General features: G+C 48.9%; 15 protein-coding genes. 7 read left to right on the plus strand and 8 right to left on the minus strand.

Going from position 1 to position 18,343, the window contains the following annotated elements:
* Positions 1-24: 24 nt before the first annotated feature.
* Positions 25-1,167 (minus strand): glycosyltransferase family protein, encoded by a 1,143-nt coding sequence (locus C7R91_RS24920; protein ID WP_047071857.1) that lies wholly within the window; start codon positions 1,165-1,167, stop codon positions 25-27.
* A 153-nt stretch (positions 1,168-1,320) separates the two neighbouring features.
* Between C7R91_RS24920 and C7R91_RS24925 the strand changes: the two genes are divergently transcribed.
* The 4 genes from C7R91_RS24925 (at position 1,321) to C7R91_RS24940 (ending at position 4,765) form a co-directional block, all read left to right on the plus strand.
* Positions 1,321-1,953: a TetR/AcrR family transcriptional regulator gene (locus tag C7R91_RS24925; protein WP_047071860.1), complete on the plus strand. Its 633-nt coding sequence runs from the start codon at positions 1,321-1,323 to the stop codon at positions 1,951-1,953.
* Positions 1,954-1,962: 9 nt separating this feature from the next.
* Positions 1,963-2,466, plus strand: coding sequence for a DUF4188 domain-containing protein (locus tag C7R91_RS24930; RefSeq protein WP_047071863.1), 504 nt, complete (start codon positions 1,963-1,965; stop codon positions 2,464-2,466).
* Between the two features lie 105 nt (positions 2,467-2,571).
* Positions 2,572-3,897: a phytoene desaturase family protein gene (locus C7R91_RS24935; protein WP_255322414.1), complete on the plus strand. Its 1,326-nt coding sequence runs from the start codon at positions 2,572-2,574 to the stop codon at positions 3,895-3,897.
* Complete coding sequence (locus C7R91_RS24940) at positions 3,875-4,765, plus strand: RNA polymerase sigma-70 factor (RefSeq protein ID WP_047071865.1); 891 nt, start codon at positions 3,875-3,877, stop codon at positions 4,763-4,765. Before C7R91_RS24935 ends, C7R91_RS24940 begins: the two co-directional genes overlap by 23 nt.
* Before the next feature lie 48 nt (positions 4,766-4,813).
* Here the strand turns inward: C7R91_RS24940 and C7R91_RS24945 are convergent, their stop codons facing one another.
* From C7R91_RS24945 to acnA, 5 genes are all read right to left on the minus strand, one after another.
* Positions 4,814-6,127, minus strand: a complete 1,314-nt coding sequence (locus tag C7R91_RS24945) for a phytoene desaturase family protein (RefSeq protein WP_047071867.1) — start codon at positions 6,125-6,127, stop codon at positions 4,814-4,816.
* A gap of 186 nt (positions 6,128-6,313) precedes the next feature.
* The gene (locus C7R91_RS24950) at positions 6,314-6,637 is read right to left on the minus strand and encodes a DUF3892 domain-containing protein (protein WP_047071868.1); all 324 of its coding nucleotides are present in this window, start codon (positions 6,635-6,637) and stop codon (positions 6,314-6,316) included.
* A gap of 255 nt (positions 6,638-6,892) precedes the next feature.
* Complete coding sequence (locus tag C7R91_RS24955) at positions 6,893-8,485, minus strand: alkaline phosphatase family protein (protein WP_047072048.1); 1,593 nt, start codon at positions 8,483-8,485, stop codon at positions 6,893-6,895.
* Positions 8,486-8,562: 77 nt separating this feature from the next.
* Entirely contained in the window at positions 8,563-9,744 is a 1,182-nt protein-coding gene (gene alr / locus C7R91_RS24960; RefSeq protein WP_047071871.1) for an alanine racemase, read from the minus strand.
* A 211-nt stretch (positions 9,745-9,955) separates the two neighbouring features.
* A complete protein-coding gene (gene acnA, locus C7R91_RS24965) occupies positions 9,956-12,685 on the minus strand; it encodes an aconitate hydratase AcnA (RefSeq protein ID WP_047071873.1) in 2,730 nt (909 codons plus the stop codon).
* 291 nt (positions 12,686-12,976) lie between these two features.
* On the opposite strand from acnA, the gene C7R91_RS24970 reads away from it, so the two are divergent.
* The 3 genes from C7R91_RS24970 to C7R91_RS24980 are packed head-to-tail and all read left to right on the plus strand — an operon-like array spanning position 12,977 to position 16,470.
* Positions 12,977-14,734, plus strand: a complete 1,758-nt coding sequence (locus C7R91_RS24970) for an ABC transporter ATP-binding protein (RefSeq protein WP_047071875.1) — start codon at positions 12,977-12,979, stop codon at positions 14,732-14,734.
* A gap of 3 nt (positions 14,735-14,737) precedes the next feature.
* Positions 14,738-15,412, plus strand: a complete 675-nt coding sequence (locus C7R91_RS24975; RefSeq protein WP_047071877.1) for a response regulator transcription factor — start codon at positions 14,738-14,740, stop codon at positions 15,410-15,412.
* A complete protein-coding gene (locus tag C7R91_RS24980; protein ID WP_047071879.1) occupies positions 15,409-16,470 on the plus strand; it encodes a sensor histidine kinase in 1,062 nt (353 codons plus the stop codon). Before C7R91_RS24975 ends, C7R91_RS24980 begins: the two co-directional genes overlap by 4 nt.
* A 63-nt stretch (positions 16,471-16,533) precedes the next feature.
* On the opposite strand, the gene C7R91_RS24985 is transcribed toward C7R91_RS24980, so the two are convergent.
* Positions 16,534-17,559, minus strand: coding sequence for a ThiF family adenylyltransferase (locus tag C7R91_RS24985; protein ID WP_047071881.1), 1,026 nt, complete (start codon positions 17,557-17,559; stop codon positions 16,534-16,536).
* A 4-nt stretch (positions 17,560-17,563) separates the two neighbouring features.
* A complete protein-coding gene (locus tag C7R91_RS24990; protein WP_047071883.1) occupies positions 17,564-18,271 on the minus strand; it encodes a molybdenum cofactor biosynthesis protein in 708 nt (235 codons plus the stop codon).
* Positions 18,272-18,343 lie beyond the last annotated feature (72 nt).

The following is an 18,343-nucleotide window of genomic DNA, read 5'->3' on the forward strand; positions in this document are numbered from 1 at the left end:
AAGAAGCCAGCACATCGCCTCACATTAGGAGGGATGCACTGGCTTTTTTTGATTGTGTTCCTTTTGCAAAATCCCCCAAAAAGACTGAATCGCATTATCAGCGAGAAAACGTTCCCCCCGAGACGCAACGTATTGACTCATTTGCTTATAGTAATCGGGGTCGCACAGCTTCTCATACTGGAAGCTTATATCGTAAGCATCTTGCACGAAGAGAGGATAATGTTCACCTAACAAAGCGACATTGCCGATGGTTTTGGTCGTAAGGACGGGGACACCCAATGTCATACATTCGATGATTCGAGACAGGTACGAATGAGAAGGGTTTTGATCTTCCGTATTATCATACAACAGAGCAATGCCAATTCCGCTCTTCACGATCATTTTTTTGGTCGTCCACATTGATTTTTGCCCGTGATCGACCACGCCAGGAGAGCGGAGCAGGATACGTGCTCTTTTTTTGTACGCACCTACGATCGAGGGGTAGAGAACGCGGAGCTTGGCTTGCGGATAGCTTTTGCGAATCAGGCCAATAGCCTTGGCAGCAACTGCAAGTCCATAGCGGGGACGGATCACCCCTGCCCAGATCAAATCAAGCGGATCTTCCGGCTGGCGAGTGATGCCAGGGTCTTGTGATTCCTCAGCGAATTGGGGCAGAACCTGAATTTTTCGTTGAAGCTCCTGGTTGGCGTATTTTCCTTTGTTCAAATGGTACATACGATATCTTTCTGCATTCGGTTCAGTTTGGAAAAATACGATCCGTGAATGCTGAAAAATATGGTCAAGCCTACCCATAATATACTTGTCATCGAGATTGTATTGAACTGCCAAGTACAGGAGCTTGCTTGCGAGATGCGGATAATTCTTTAACAGATGAAATGATTCATTACGGCCGCGGATAAACAAAAAGTCGTAATTATGCTTTTGATCACGAGCAAAGATGTCAGCTATGAGTTGATCGGATTGAAAGAAGGAAACGTGTTGAAACGTAAAGCCACCCATTCCATTGCGAAATTGAAAAGGGAGGATACAGTGAAGCAAACAACGGTTTCGGTCTCGGGCAGGCAAACGGGCTACTTTTCGATCGAGTGCAGCAAGCATGATAAAAAATTGCAGAACATTTCCCTTAGGTTTGAATTCTACAAGATTGCAAGAAAAACAAATCCGCATGAAATTCTCTCCTTTATAAGGCTATATCCTATCGTATGGATTTATTGCCTGATGGGTACTGAATTGGAGTAATCAGCAACAAACTTGAATTAAAATATTTACTCGAGTAAACTTATATACTAATATAAAGGAAAATGGAGAAAGGAGAACAAGATGGCTGAAGCGATATCATTACGAGAAAAGAAGAAGGCGAAAACGAAATTTGCTCTTTTGGATGCTGCCTTAGAGCTGATTGGAGAAGGCAGCTTCCGAAATGTTCTGGTGGAAGACATTTGCGAACGAGCAGAGGTGTCCAAGGTCACGTTTTTTAAATTTTTCCCGCAAAAGGAAGAGCTCCTGATTTATTACATGAGCATTTGGCAAGCAGAATGCTTTGTTGAACTACAGATGACTGGCAAGAGAGGCTGGGAAGCCGTTCGGCATATTTTTGCCAAGGTCACGCGCGATACCGAGAAACATCCAGGAATTATGCTCAGTCTCGTCAGTTTTTTGGCAGAGCAAAAAATGCATCCATGTGTGCCCATTTTATCTGAGGCGGAATTGTCTTTGCGCTTCCCTGAACAGGTGGGGAGAGAAGCTATTCGAGCTACTGATCTTCATCAAATGTTACAGAAGTGTGTACAAGAAGCAGCCGAAGATGGTCAGCTTGCTATTCATGTTAAGGAAGAGGAAGCGATTATTTTGCTGTTTACCATGTTTTACGGAGCCTATCTGACGGCACATTTGTTCCATGTGTCTGATTATATGGCGTGTTACGAGCTGCACCTCAAATCTTTGATAAGGTAGGGGAGTCGGATGGCAAAAGTAGTTCCGGGGCGTTTTACAGCACAAATGGAAGGACCTTTCGTCGTATTTATCATCGGGATGCGAATCAACCGTATGCTTGCGGTTCATAAGTGGATGCCAGTAGCCAACGCCATGGGAGGCATGATGCGAGAGTTGTATCAGCACCCGGAGCTCGGACTTTTGGGGCACACTTCGCATTTTAATCTCCGTGAAATCACCCAGATCCAGTACTGGCGATCCTATGAGCACCTGGAAAATTACGCGAGAAAAAGCCACAATCATCTGAACGCTTGGAAGAAGTTCAACCAAGCGGTAGGAACGGATGGAACGGTGGGGATTTTTCACGAGACGTATTTGGTCGACGCGGGAAAATATGAATGTCTTTACGGAAATATGCCTGTCTGGGGATTAGCCAAGGCAGGAGAGCATCTACCGGCAGTGGGAAAAAGAGAGACAGCACGCCGCCGTTTGGGCGGTGAGAACGAGCCGGCCGTTCCTACTCCTGCACCTTGATCGATTGACGTCCAAGTCAATCAGGAATTTTTCCTAAACCGTGTCACAAAAAAAAGCCCTCTAAAGACTTATGTGTAAATCGATTGGAGGGATTGAAAGATGGAAATGTGGGATGTTGCCGTTATCGGCGGAGGAATGAGCGGTTGGGTTGCCGCTGCATATGCAGTGAAAGCTGGTCAGCGGGTGATGCTAACTGAAAAAGCGAGGATGTTTGGCGGCAGGGCCCTGACGGTTCATAAAAATGGAGTGTTCCTTAGTCTGGGCGCGCATGCGATTTACAGAGATGGTGAATGCTTTCATATCCTCAATGAGCTTGGCGCAACACCAGATGGCAACGTACCGGCGATGGCTGGTCATATGCTACGAGAGAGACAGCTCCATGACTTGCCCGGGTCTCCCATTTCGCTTATGACATCACGTTTGCTTTCGGTCAGGGGCAAGGTAGAGCTGGCTCGCATTTTGATGTCCCTAAAAAAGCTGGACAAACGAAACCTTCCACAAGGCTCGCTGAAGGATTGGGCGGAACGCTCCATCCGCGAACCGGAGGTCAGACACATGATCTACGCCTTGTGCCGTACGGCCACCTTTGCACATAGGCCCGAGATTCAATCGGCTGGGCCGGCTCTGCGACAAGTGAATCATGTCCTTAATGGCGGCGCATTGTATGTGAACGGTGGATGGAGTTCCATTATAGAGCGATTGCGCCAAACAGCGATGAAGGCGGGTGTACGGGCCGAGACGGGGAAAGCCGTGGTTAGCATCACTCGGCAGACGTCGGCCCAACCGAATTCAGTAGAAAGCTTCTATGAAATCCGGTTCGCGGACGGTGAGGTCCGTTATGCAAATGCAGTCATCTTGGCCGTCCCCCCGACCGAATGCTACAAAATTGTTAGCGGCTCCGAGAAGACAGCTCTCGAAAGATGGTGTCGGCAAGCGCGACCAGTCACGACAGCCTGTCTTGATCTCGGGATGCGAAGGCTACCTAATCCAAAAGTACAGTTTGTCATGGGGCTTGATTCTCCTTTTCTATTTAGTAATCAGTCGAGAGCGGCGAAACTTAGCGATAACGGTGGGCTTGCGGTTCATATCCTGAAATATCACGGTTCTTCGCAGCCCGACGCTGAGCAGGATAAAGCCGATCTGGAGCGAACAATGGATATTTTGCAGCCAGGATGGAGGAAGGAATTGCAGGCGACTCAATATTTACCACATATAACGGTTGTTCACGACTATGCTCACACTGAACGCATGGAAGCGCCCGGGCCTGCTGTCCCCGAGTTGCCAAATCTTTATATCGCTGGCGATTGGGCCGGACATGGCGAGCTGCTTGTGGATGCCGCGGCGGCCAGCGCCAAGCGCGCCGTCGTTGAATTACTAAATCGATCAATACCGAAACAAGGGGAGTACCATGAATATCGCAGAACAATATGAAATGTATAGACCGTTGTTATTTTCGATTGCTTATCGGCTGCTCGGCAGTGTTTCGGATGCCGAAGATATTGTACAGGAGACGTTTGTGGCTTGGACGGAACGAGATGGCGATAGATCCGTTACCAACACAAAATCGTATCTTTGTCGTATTGCTTCCAATTTATGCGCAGACCGAATTCGGAAACAAACCAAACAACGGGAAACTTATATCGGTCCGTGGCTGCCCGATCCGTTGGTCGAAGGAAGGGGTGGACCCGAGGATATTTGCATAAGGCGAGATACGATCAGCACGGCCTATTTGCTCTTGCTGCTACAGTTGAGTGAAGTCGAACGCATCATCTTTGTTTTGCGAGAGGCGTTCGGCTTCAGCTATGAAGAAATTGCCGCCTTGACCGGCAAAAGTGTAGCCAACTGCCGACAAATCTTTCACCGGGCAAGGCGAGGCATGCCGCGCTCTACGGAAGAGGAGACTCCGACGTCAACACAAACTGTGCGTGCGCATCAGATCGTTCGCCAGTTCATGCAATCGTTCGAAAGCGGTGACATCAGTCGTGTGATGGAACTGCTAACGGCGGATGTATCACTTATCATGGATGGCGGCGGTAAGGTGAAAGCAGCACTTAACCCGATTCTTACAATGGAACGGGTTATTGCTTTCTTTACTGGGACAGCCAGCAAGCTTCCGGAAGGCATGGTTTATCACCATGCAACGGTTAATGGATTGCCAGGCTTCCTATTTATGATCGGTGAAACCGTCCATTATGTCCTATCCATGGAGCTCGAAGGTAACCGTATCTCAAGATTTTATATGACGGTGAACCCTGACAAGCTGGCCCACCTGAACATGGCAAAGACTTCACCATCATAGACGGCGAAGTCCGGAAGCTGCCGAAAGGGATAGGATAGATAGCCAAGATCAGCTGCGCAAGTCTGACCTCACTTCAATTGAGTTATATTCACGAATGACCTCTTGTGCAGCTCGTTTCGCACTAGCAAAAACCGCGTCTACTAAAACTTCACCTCGCCCAGTCCAGTCACCGGCCACATACAACCCGTACACTTCTGGAACGGAGGGGCCATAACTTTTATCGATCCGATCGATAGAATCAAAGTCGTGAGCAACTTTGATTTTCGGCAAAAATTGACGGGCAACCTGTTCATTTTTCCATCCAGGTTGTATAAAGTCTAATGCCTCCTCCAATTGGCTTTCTTCGTTCTTTGAGTGGTCTGAGCCGAAACCGATATCTTTGCATGCATGGATGATGACCGATCCATCCTCACTTGCATTTGAAATAACGGAGGGGGTACTAATAAAAATGGGCCGATCCAAAAAGAAAGTGAAGTGCCGTTTGGGATTAGAAATGGGCAGCTTACGCAATGCGACGTCCAGACAAGCGGCATATATTGGTTTTGTACGATCCCGCCACACTTTCAGCGATGTACGCTCCGCATTCTTAACCATCTTGAAGGTTTCGGATGGTCCTGCTGTGACGATGACATAGGAGGTTTCCAGTTTATCGCCATCCGCAAAATAGAGCTGCCGGACTTTACCGTGATCATGGAAAATCTCTGCTATACTTTTACTGTTTAAAATCGTTACACCTGTACGGATTGCTTCTTTCTGCAGATGATCAACCAGTTGCCCCCAACCGTGATCGAGATATAACACTTGGTTTCCTTTAAAAACAAGTTGCAATCGTCTCACTCCTGGAGCCGCCAAGAGTAGCTCCGGGTAAGGTACAAATGTATTCGTCCTGCAAACAGCGTAAATGAGCTGACGTATCATGGAATCGCGTATTTCCTGTTCGACCCATTCTCGAAAACTGATGGGAGGTAAAGCTTTTGTATCGATTCCCCTCAATCGGTTCACAAATCGAGTCAATTCCCATTTAGCCGAAGGTGACAGCAAGGGATTCTTCAAAAGGGAGAGTGGGCTTCCGGGGAGTTCGAAAAGTTTGCCATTCCACACCATGCCGCCTTTTGCAGGCGCGTACGCACCTTCGACGGAGATTCCCAGCTCCTGTAGAACTTCTTCGGCAGCTCCACCTTTGTAAAGTGCATGGAGGCCAAGGTTGAGAGAAGCTCCATTCTTTTTGATCGTTGCGGCCCGTCCCCCTAGCTGACTTGATTTTTCTATCAGAACGACTGACAGACCAGCTCTTGCCAAATAAATCGAACTGGTTAATCCGGACAACCCGCCGCCGATTACTGCAACATCATATGCATCCATGATCATCACCCTTTCTTATATATTACTAAGTCGTAAATAATCGGCTTTTTGTGACAACTCAAGTCGCCAAGGTTCGCAAATATTCAAAGAACGTTCGCCGCTCCAATCCCTTTCCAGATTCATCTACAAAACCAATGCAAGTAGATACAAAAAGGTCGCCCAGTTCATGTGGGCGACCTTTTTTCATCAAAAGTCAGGCAAATTATCCAAATTGTTTTCCTTAATCCCGTCTGGCTCACTTCGCAGAATGTCTCTCCCATACTTGTGAAATACGTCTACATGAGCCAGCTTGCCAGCCTTTGCATCGTTGAGTGCAGTGATATAATCGAGCTCGCGGCCTGTGTCTGTTTTAAAGGCGATCAAGTCTCCATCGTCGTTTTTCCTGACAGCCACGATTTGTTCTTTTCCCGTATTCGTCAGTGGGCTGTTATTTTCATTTTCTTGCATCGCCTGCTGTTCTCCGGCATTTTTGTACGCTGCATAAATTTGTTCAAAGCTTCGTTGATCCATGCATCATCCCTCCTCATCAGTAGGGTGCCTAAAATGGGGGAGAACATGTATTCGTTTTGATTTTCTGGGACTAAACTCTCTGTGAACTTAGAGGAAGCAAGGTCGCAGCTATCTGCTTATACTTTTCCTGGTCGTCGAGTGCAATCGCTAGTAGCTCTTGCAGCTGTTCAGGGGTGAGCATGCTGGTGACGACGGAATAAAAAGAGAAGAGGGCAGATTTGCCGGAGCCTGCCCTTTCAATAAAACCTGATTCACTCATTCGGTTGTCAGGCGCAACAGCCAGTCTTTCATATCGATGAGACGCAATGTTTGGGGGCGCGTCGTTGTCCCGATTACTAGCATGGGAACGAGTGAGTCCATCTCGTGCAGGGAACCGTGTGCAGCACCGCCGATATGGGTGGGGGAGTTTTCCGTTATAAGCTCATGGCCAGGCTGAACAGTAACGACTACATATCTGCCTTCATGCGAATTCATTGCGCCATAGAGCCTCGCTAAAACGTCCGGATATTTCCCATACGTGATCCGGTTCTTGTTGATGGAGATATCGAGCAGACGCGGATCACCACTGAAGGTCCATGCTTGACCGTATGGATCGGTATAGGAACCCTTTTGCTGAAAAGTAAATTGTCGGTTGACCGTGCCTGCTGTTACGACAATCTTGTTGCCTTCCTTCCGCGCAATGATGTCCAGCTTCGGTTCACGCTGCAAACGGTTAACAATATCGGGTAACGGAATACGCGGGTCCAGGGCATAAATATAGGCCATCCGTTCGTTGGTCGAGATCACGATTTGGTCAGTGGGGGTGAGGGGTCGACCGATTTTCGCGATCTGATAAGGGGTTAAAAAGTCGCGCAAATCGATGGTAGCGGCCTGGCGATCATCAAGAACAGCGCTCTGGGCACTGTCTCCCATGACGATCCATCGCGCTTCCTTGACTGCCTTGTCCCATGAACCAAAAGCATCAAGCACGGTTTGCAGGGCTTTATCTGCTTTTTCAATCCCTTCGATGGAAGCTGCTCCCTTCCTGTGCACCTCCATGTCATTTTCCGGGAAATACGCGATGGTAAGAGGGGGGAGCTTCTTGTTGGTGATGAGATAATTGATCTCCTGTGCGGAAAACTCATCATTCATCCCGTATTTTCGCCAAATGCGCTTTTCTCTTTTTTGATTCGGATCAAGCTGGGCAAATGCTGCATACGACAGCAGTTTTGGCCCGTTCACATTCACCTCGCCTGGCAAGCGCGTACTGAATTCAACGAGACGGGGAATATGCAAGGTGTGAGCTGTTTTGCCTCGCCATATAATACCATTGATCGAAGCGGTATCCTTGCCTTTTTCAGCCAATTCTTCATGGATGGTTTTCGTATGCGGATTGAGCTGGACCAAATTCAATTGATGAAGGATATCTAGCAGAACTTGTGGCTGATCGATCTTCAGACCTTCTTTGGGCCCATACCCGTAATAAATCATTCGCTTTTCCTTGTTGCTGAACCAGGATAATCCCGGTACATGATGCTGATTGGCATACGTACCTGTAAGGAGGGTGCTGTCGATCGTTACCGACATGGTAGGAAAAGAACTTACAACTTGCGGGTAATAGCGCCCGTTTGCAAGCAAATAACCCAAAGCGGGAGCGCGGCCTTGCCGGATCGCTTCTTGCAATGGTTTGTCCATTAACGAATCAATGAGAATGAGCAGGACAGGTTTTTGCGATTCGTTTCTCTCAGCTGAGGGTTGAGCTTTAAGGCTTTGCTGACGGATTTGGGAAGCTGAGTCTGGCTTGCAACTGATCACAGTCAGACTCAGCGCCAACAGGAGAAGGATGGCGTATGTGAATCGCGACTTCATGTTTCCATTCCTTTCCGCAAAATCGTTTCCCCTATTTTTTGTTTTCGGGGAAAAATTATTCTCCAAGCCTGCCTCAATTACCCTTCTGGCAATAGATGAGAGATCTCTACAACCTCTCCTTTTTCCAAAAACAAACGAGGAATGCGATTACTGAGGGTGGCAACGACTTCATAATTGATCGTTCCGAGCATTTCGGCAATCTCATCGACAGTAATCTCGTGGTTTCCTTGCTTGCCGTAAATCACGACTTCATCGCCTTGCTTTCCACTGCCTTCTCCCAAGCTGACCATCATCTGATCCATTGTCACTCGCCCTGCGATCGGCAACCGTCTGCCTCGATACAGAACAAATCCCCGGTTAGAAAGTGCACGCGAATAACCGTCGGCATAACCAATGGGAACCGTCCCGATAACCTCTCCGTGCTTTGCTATGTATGTAGCCCCATAACTGATGGTATACGGTGGCGTCAGCATTGTCTTCACATAGGAGAAGCGCGATTTCAAGCTGAGTGCCGGAACGAGCTTGACACGATTGAGTTGTCGGATATAAGCCGATGGATACAGTCCGTACATGCCGATTCCGAGGCGGATCATATCGGCGCTGTATTCGGGAAAAGCAATGGTTGCAGCGGTGTTGCTCATGTGTACGGTCGGAAGCTCGAAGTCTTTTTCCTTCAGATAACGAAGATAATCAACAAATAGCTCGTGTTGCGCTTTGGTCAATGTGTGATCAGGTTCATCCGCAGTGGAAAAATGAGTGAAGATTCCGGTCCATGCAAGGGAAGAGCTGGATGTTAAGGCCTTCACGACTGCAAGCAATCCGGATTTTGTCCGTACGCCCAATCGTCCCATGCCCGTATCTACGTTGATATGGATGTTCAGACGATTGGAGAAAGAGGTTGCTTTGACAATTTTATCGGCTTTTTTGATCCAATCGACCTGAAACGCGGACAGCTCAATATTCCAGGCGACCGCCTCTTTGACACGTGAAAGAGGAGTGAATCCCAGCACGAGTATAGGTGCGGCAATTCCCGCCTTTCGTAAGACGATGCCTTCTTCTAGGATGGCGACAGCGAGGGAAGTAGCCCCGTACTCGAGGGCATGGCGTGCTACTCCGACCGAACCATGGCCATAGGCATTTGCTTTTACAACCGCCATGATTTTCGTTTGTTCAGGAATATGCCGGCGTATTGCCCGAATGTTTTTCTTGACGGCATCGAGATTTACCTCGATCCAGGTTTCGCGAAACAACTGTTTCATCCCGAATCCCTCCCTTTTTCTGGGGAACAATTCCCCTCTTCCATGCGTATTCACAGTATCTTCCACTTAAGCGTGGCCTATCAGGAAGAGATAACAAAAAGCAGACCATGTTTCTGGCTGGAAACGTAAAAAGAGCAGACTGCCGAGATACTCGGAGCCTGCCCTTTTCGTTGGGTGGGTGCTGATACGAACTTATTTTTTATTCGTTTGCTTACGCGTTGACTGGTTTGCCTTCATCCAGCAATTGACGCAGAACCGTTTGCAGGATACCACCATTGCGGTAGTAGTCTACGTCTACCATGGAATCGAGGCGCACGATTACTTCGAATTCGAAAGTGCTGCCGTCTTTCTTCGTGGCTTCAACTTTTACGCGTTGGCCAGGTTGAACATCATCGGAGAGGCCTACAATGCTGAAGGACTCAGTACCGTCGATGCCGAGGGACTTCCAGCTTTGGCCATCAGCGAATTGCAGAGGCAGAACGCCCATACCAACCAGGTTAGCACGGTGGATACGCTCGAAGCTCTCAGCGATAACCGCTTTGATACCCAAGAGGAATGTACCTTTTGCTGCCCAGTCACGGGAAGAACCAGTACCGTACTCTTTACCAGCCAGTACAACGAGTGGAGTACCGTCTGCTTGATACTTCATGGAAGCATCGTAGATGGACATTACTTCGTCAGTTGGCAAGTATTTGGTTACGCCGCCCTCAGTGCCAGGAGCCACTTGGTTGCGGATACGGATGTTCGCAAATGTACCGCGCATCATTACATCGTGGCTACCACGACGAGCACCGTAGGAGTTGAAGTCTTTGCGCTCTACGCCGTTTGCTTGCAGATACAGACCTGCTGGGCTAGTTGGCGAGATGTTACCAGCTGGGGAGATATGGTCAGTTGTCACAGAATCACCGAAGAGTGCGATGGTGTTCGCTGCTTTGATGTCTGCGATTTTTGCAATTTCTCCAGCCAGGTTTTGGAAGAATGGCGGTTCTTGGATGTAGGTGGATTTTTCATCCCACTCGTACAGGTCGCCAGTTGGAACGTCGATTTTGTTCCAAGCTTCGTTTTGTGTGAACACTTGGCCGTACTCAGCGCGGAACAGAGCTGGATTCATAGCTTTGTCCATAGCAGCTGCAATCTCTTGTGGAGTTGGCCAGATGTCTTTCAAGAATACAGGTTGACCGTCTTTGCCAGTGCCGATTGGCTCTGTAGTCAGATCGATATTTACAGTACCTGCGAGTGCATAGGCGATAACCAATGGAGGAGAAGCGAGGTAGTTCGCTTTTACCTGTGCATGGATACGGCCTTCGAAGTTACGGTTACCGGAGAGTACCGCTGCAACTGTCAGATCTTCGTCAGCGATAGCTTTGCTGGTTTCCTCTGGCAATGGACCGGAGTTACCGATGCAAGTGGTGCAACCATAACCTACGACGTTGAATCCGATAGCATCCAAGGAGTCGATCAGACCAGCGTCTTTCAGGTATTGGGTAACTACGCGGGAACCTGGAGCCAGGGAGCTTTTTACGAAAGGAGGCTTTTTCAGGCCTTTTTCCACAGCTTTTTTCGCCAGGATACCTGCACCCAGCATTACGCTAGGATTTGATGTATTGGTACAGGAAGTGATCGCTGCGATAACAACCGAACCAGTTTTCAGCGTAGCTGTTTCACCGTTTGGATAAGCAACTGGTGCGCTAGCTGCGATTTTCTCTTCGGAGAGACCAAATCCGCCTTTGTCGATCGGCGTCACGAGGCTGTTATTGAAGGATTCCTTCATAGCAGTCAGTTCTACGCGGTCTTGAGGACGTTTTGGACCAGCCAAGCTAGGTACGACAGTGGACAGATCCAGTTCCAATGTTTCGGAGAATACTGGGTCTGGAGTCTCGTCAGTACGGAAGAGGCCTTGTGCTTTGGTGTAAGTTTCAACCAAGGAGATCAGGTCTTCTTCACGACCGGTTTGACGCATGTAGTTGAGTGTCTCAGCATCTACTGGGAAGAAGCCCATTGTAGCGCCGTACTCAGGTGCCATGTTTGCTACGGTAGCGCGGTCAGCCAGCGAGATGTTGGACAGGCCTGGTCCGTAGAACTCCACGAATTTACCAACAACACCTTTTTTACGCAGCATTTGCGTAACAGTCAGAGCGAGGTCGGTTGCAGTCGCACCAGCACTCAGGGTACCAGTCAGTTTGAAACCAACTACTTCTGGAGTTACGAAATACAGAGGCTGGCCGAGCATTCCTGCTTCTGCCTCGATACCACCAACACCCCATCCAAGAACACCAAGACCGTTGATCATAGTGGTGTGGGAGTCAGTACCTACGAGAGAGTCAGGGAAAGCAACCAGTTCGCCATCTACTTCGCGAGTAGCGATTACAGTTGCGAGGTACTCCAAGTTTACTTGGTGAACGATACCAGTAGCTGGAGGAACCGCACGGAAGTTGTCAAACGCAGTTTGTGCCCAACGCAGGAAGCGGTAGCGCTCTTGGTTGCGTTCGAATTCCAATTTCATGTTGTTGTCCAGAGCGGACGCGTTACCGAAATCGTCAACCATGACGGAGTGGTCGATAACGAGGTCAACTGGAACCAATGGGTTGATTCGTTTTGGATCTCCACCAGCGCGCTTCATAGCGATGCGCATCGCTGCCAAGTCTACTACAGCCGGTACACCGGTGAAGTCTTGCAGAACGATACGAGCTGGCATGAGCGGTACTTCTTGGTTTTCGTCGCGGCCTTTTGTCCAGGTCGCCAATTGTTGTACGTGTTCTTTGGTGATCGCGCGGCCGTCGAACTGACGTACAGCAGCCTCGAGCAGAACTTTAATGGAGAACGGCAGTTTGGAAACATCGCCCAATCCTTGTTCTTCCAACCCTTGCAGGCGATAGTAAGCAAAAGACTTGTCGCCTACTTGCAGGGAAGACTTTACTTTGTAAGCATCTTTGTTAGCCAATGTATACAACCTCCCTATAATAACTTGGAGTTTCATCTGGTGAAACGTTGTTTCGTTTCTTCATTACGAACCTATTATATACGATTTGTTTCCCGGCTTCTACCCCAAATTCATCATTTATATACAAAAATCACAGGTAAAGAAAATTGGATCAAGAACGTCTTCTTATTAGAAAGAACAAAATTGCACGCACTTCAATTATTATCTCGTTTATATTTCGTTTACATTCATGCAGTATCTTATCTCTTGCAAGTGAAAATGACGTGGAGGAAAAAGGGGAGAAATGAACGAATGGAACAAACGAATAGCGTAGCGAAATGGGGAAACTGGCGGCCTTTCTTTCGATTAATCATGGAAACAAAGCCATCCAAACTAAAAATCGGTGTCGCGTTGTTCATGAGCATCGCTACCACACTGGTTAGCTTAGTGATTCCGCTGTTTACGAAGGATTTGGTGGACAGCTTTTCCTTATCTACGATCACAACACCACAAATCATTCTCTTGATCGTTGCCTTTGTCGCGCAAGCCATTGCCGGAGGGCTGTCCATCTATTTATTAAATCATGTCGGCGAGAGTGTGGTAGCCTCACTCCGTGAACGACTCTGGAAAAAACTGCTCGTCCTGCCGATCTCCTATTATGATAACAACCGGACAGGTGAGACGATCAGTCGAATGACGAACGATACCGGCGTAGTGAAAAGTCTGATTAGTGATCAACTGTCCAACTTTTTCACAGGATTGATCACGATCGTTGGTGCTGTGGTGACTTTGCTCTACCTCGATTGGCAAATGACGTTAACCATGCTCGTTGCGGTACCGCTGTGCATCGGGATTCTCATTCCGCTTGGCAGTCAGATGTACAAAATTTCGAAAGGACTCCAAGACGAGACTGCGAGCTTTACGACAATTATGAATCAAGTGCTCCAAGAGATGCGGCTCGTCAAATCTTCCAATGCCGAAACCCGCGAACTGGGAATGGGAACAAAAGCAATCGGGAATCTGTTTCGATTCGGGCTGAGAGAAGGAAAAGTCCAAGCCGTCATTGGACCGTTAATGTCCTTTATCCTGATGGTGCTGCTCGTGGTTGTGATCGGCTATGGTGGCATGCGCGTATCCACGGGAGCATTGACAGCTGGTGAACTGGTCGCGTTTATTTTGTATCTGGTGCAAATCGTCATACCGCTGGGACAATTCACACAGTTTTTCACCTCCTTGCAAAAAGCCATGGGGGCAACAGAGAGAATCATTGCGACTCTGGACGCCGAAGAGGAAGATCTTCTTGCAGGACGGACGCTTGAAAACGCAGGTCTGCCCATTCATGTGAACCATGTGAGCTTCGCGTATGAGAACGGGGAAACGATTCTCGATGATGTCAGCTTTACGATTGGGGCCGGAAAAGTAAATGCGATTGTCGGACCGAGCGGCAGCGGCAAGACCACGTTGTTTTCCCTAGTTGAAAGGTATTACCAGCCACTGACTGGAGAAATCAGGCTGGGCAATGATCCCATCACGGATTTTTCCTTGAAGTCATGGAGAAGTCAAATCGGCTACGTGTCCCAGGAAAGTCCATTGATCGCCGGAACCATTCGAGAAAATATTTGCTACGGGATTTCACGGACGATTAGCGAGGAGGAGCTGAAGGAGGCGGCAAAGATGGCCTATGCGGATCAATTTATAGAAGAATTGCCGAATGGCTATGAGACAGAAGTAGGGGAGCGAGGCATGAAGCTATCGGGTGGACAGCGCCAACGAATCGGGATTGCCCGTGCACTGCTTCGGGACCCGCAAATCTTGATGCTGGATGAAGCGACCTCTAGCTTGGACAGTAATTCAGAGATGATCGTCCAGAAGGCGTTGCAAAATTTGATGAAGGGACGTACCACCCTCGTGATTGCCCATCGCTTGTCGACGGTGGTGGAAGCAGATCAAATCATCTTTTTGGAAAAGGGAAAAATCACAGGTATGGGTACACATGAAGAGCTTTTTCAAACCCATGAGATGTACCGGGAATTGGCTAGTCAGCAATTGCTCGTAAAAGAGAGGGTGTAGAACGTGACCACAATTATGGTAGTCGACGACGATCCGCATATTCGCGAGCTCGTCAGCGTCTTCTTGCGCAATGAAGGCTTTACGATAGTGGAAGCCGCTGACGGACAGGAGGCACTGGACAAACTGGAGTCGGTTGCCGCACAACTGGTGATTCTTGACATCATGATGCCGAACATGGACGGCTGGGAGCTGTGTCGAAAGCTTCGCGAGTATTATGATTTTCCCTTGCTCATGCTGACTGCCAAGGGAGAGACATCGCAAAAAATCAAAGGCTTTGAGCTAGGGACAGACGATTATTTGGTGAAGCCGTTTGATCCGCAGGAGCTGGTCGTCCGGGTAAAAGCGCTGCTCAAGCGTTACCGGATTGCCGCTTCGCATCAGGTTCAAGCAGGAAAACTGCTGCTTGATCGTAAAACGTTTGCAGTCGCCAGCGGGACGAAAACCTGGACGATCCCACTAAAGGAGTTCGAGCTGTTGTTCAAACTGGCCAGTTATCCCGGGCAGACCATTTCCCGCGAGCAGCTGATCGAACAAATATGGGGCTATGATTTTGAGGGAAATGAGCGTACGGTAGACGTGCACATCAACCGATTGCGGGAGCGTTTTCCAGAAGCGATGTACGGCTTTTTGATCCGGACGGTCCGGGGACTTGGCTATCGTTTGGAGATTGTGGTATGAAACAGCGAAGGCCAGAACATTCCCTTGTTTTGCTGAAAAAAATCGTCGGGGTTGTGGCCTTATGTGCTGTTTTTGCCTTGTGCGGGCTAGGTGCATATGGGATTACCACTCTCTTATATGGCTATATGGGCTTTCATCCCAATAATCTTGTAAAAACGTTGGTCTATTCCGTTTTGAACTGCATGTTGTTTATTGGGGTAGGCATCATCATTTCTTTCTTCACGATGTCAAGGCATCGGGGCAGGTTTCAACCATTGATTGATGCGCTTAGACGGATTGCCATGGGGGATTTTCGGGTCAATCTCGATATCAAGCTGGCGCATGAATGGGGGGAGCTGGTGGACGGCATCAACCATGTGGCGGAACAATTAAATGAAATGGAGAAGCTGCGGCAGGAGTTCATCTCCAATGTTTCCCACGAAATCCAATCACCTTTGACGTCCATTAGCGGGTTTGCTCGCGCCCTGCATAATGAAAGACTTAGCGAAGAAGAGCGTAAACGTTACTTGGAGATTATTGAGTCGGAAAGCAAGCGGCTGTCCAAGATCAGTGACAACCTGCTTAAGCTCACTGCGCTAGAGGGCATCCAGCATGATTTAGAGCGGAAGCCATATCGGTTGGACACGCAACTGCGCGCACTCATCCTCGCATGCGAGCCGCAATGGATGGCGAAAGAGATTGATATGGACATAGACTTGGAAAAAGTCGAAATCGTCGCCGACGAGGATATGCTGAGTCAAGTCTGGACCAACTTACTTGGCAACAGCATCAAATTCACGGAGGCAGGCGGAAAAATTAGCGTAAAGCTGGAGACGGTAAACGGAGAAGTGCTCGTGAAAATAACCGATACGGGAATCGGGATATCCAAGGAAAATCAGGAGCGCATTTTCGAAAGATTTTTCAAGGCGGACCCATCGCGGAATCGAGCCAATTCGGGCAGTGGTCTGGGGCTGGCGATCGTGAAAAAAATAATGGATTTGCATCATGCCAAGATCGTCGTTGAGAGTGACGTAGGGAAAGGTACGACGTTTACGATTACATTTGTTCAAACGGCATAAAAAAGCTGCCCCTTCGTCTCGCCGACGGCCTGGGACAGCTTATTTTCATTACAGGTAAACCAGTTATGCGCCGATATACTTGGCATGGAGCGAACGTGCCAGGCTGACGTCATCTGTGCCTTGCACGAGGACGCGACCATCTGGGAAAATGACGAGCGTGTAAGAATCGACTCGGAAACGCAGTAAAAACTTGTTTTGCTCAATTTGCCCCAAAGGTGAGAGTCTATCAGCCAATGCGTTCAGATCAAGTGTCATTGCAATGGCTGGCGAGATTTGTACGGTGTCTCGACCGCAAAGCGAAACGGCTTGTCCATCTTGGGTATCCGGCTGCAAAAACGAAAATTGCTTCTGCCCACATGTCGGACAATCGTCTCGGCGGGCATTGACCACCTTGATTTGCTGATGGCGATTATGCCAAATCTCAAAGTGCTCCAAATTCGGATTGAGCTCATCGGTTGCGCCTACTAACAGCTTGAATGCTTCTGTCGCCTGATAGGAGGCAACGATGTGAATGATCGGTCCGATGACGCCAGCCGTGTCACAGGTAGGCATCTCACCCGGGTTTGGCGCTTCAGGAAAAAGACAGCGCAAGCAAGGCGTGATTCCTGGGCGAATCGCGGTAAAGGTTCCAGTCGCACTTACAGCGCCACCGTACACCCACGGAATGCCATGCTTGACGCAAACATCGTTCACGAGGTATCTCACCTGAAAATTATCCGTCGCATCCAGAACGAGATCGACGTCTGCCAGCAATTCCTCCGCATTGTAAGCGGTGAGGTCTGCGACAATCGGTTCAATCGTGACAGCTGAGTTGATCTTTGTCAGCTTGGCGTGGGCTGCGATTGCTTTTGGCAAATGCTCGGCTGCATCGGACTCGTCGTAGAGCATTTGACGCTGCAGGTTGCTCGGCTCGACGAAGTCGCGGTCAATGATGCGGACAAAGCCTACTCCAGCACGGACCATATGATTGGAGAGAACAGTTCCGAGCGCTCCCATGCCGACGATCGCTACACGGCTTTTTCCGAGCTTCTCCTGTCCACTCCGCCCGATTGGATGAAACAATATCTGACGGGAATAGCGAGTATCCAAGGCGTTACTCCACCTTTCCTTCTGGCATCGCAAGCGGATTCCACGGTCCTTGTTGATGTCCCTTCCATTCGCTTCCATCTTCCCACATTTCTTTTTTCCAAATGGGAACGATCTGCTTGAGTCGTTCGATGGCATAACGGCCTGCTTCAAACGATTCGTTGCGATGCGCTGTTGCAACAGCACAAACAACCGCAATCTCTTCGACAGCCAAATTACCGATACGATGGTGCATCGCGACTTGCGCTCCCGGCCAGCGTTCCTCGATCTCAGCTGCGACCTGCTTCATTTTTTCAACAGCCATAGGGGCATATGCTTCATAGGACAAATACACCGTGCGTTGACCATGGGTAAATTCCCGAACAGTTCCGACAAAAGTAAGGATCGCCCCTGCATGCGGGTTGCTCACCAGACGAACGAGCTTGTCCGCAGAAATGGGCTCCTCGGTAATGGCGAAGCGGGGGTCTTCCTCTCCGCCGCTTACAGGAGGCAAGAGGGCAATCTCATCGTCGGCTGAAATAACCTGGTTTTTCGCAGCATATTCATGGTTGATGGAGACAAAACAGCTGCCCAAAAGCGCAGAGAGCGCAGGATATTCTTTTTCCACTGCTTGCAGAAGATCGCTAACGGTCGCGCCTTCAGATAAGGTCAACTGTACTTCCCGGGCATTCGCGCGTTCAGCGAGTCCGGCAAATAACAAGATCGTAATGGTCAAGACAATTCCTCATTTCCCTGGATGATACTACTCTCTAGGCTAGACGATATCATAAACTAATCAAAGTTGCCA

It is taken from the genome of Brevibacillus formosus (assembly GCF_003013405.1).
Lineage (GTDB): Bacteria > Bacillota > Bacilli > Brevibacillales > Brevibacillaceae > Brevibacillus > Brevibacillus formosus.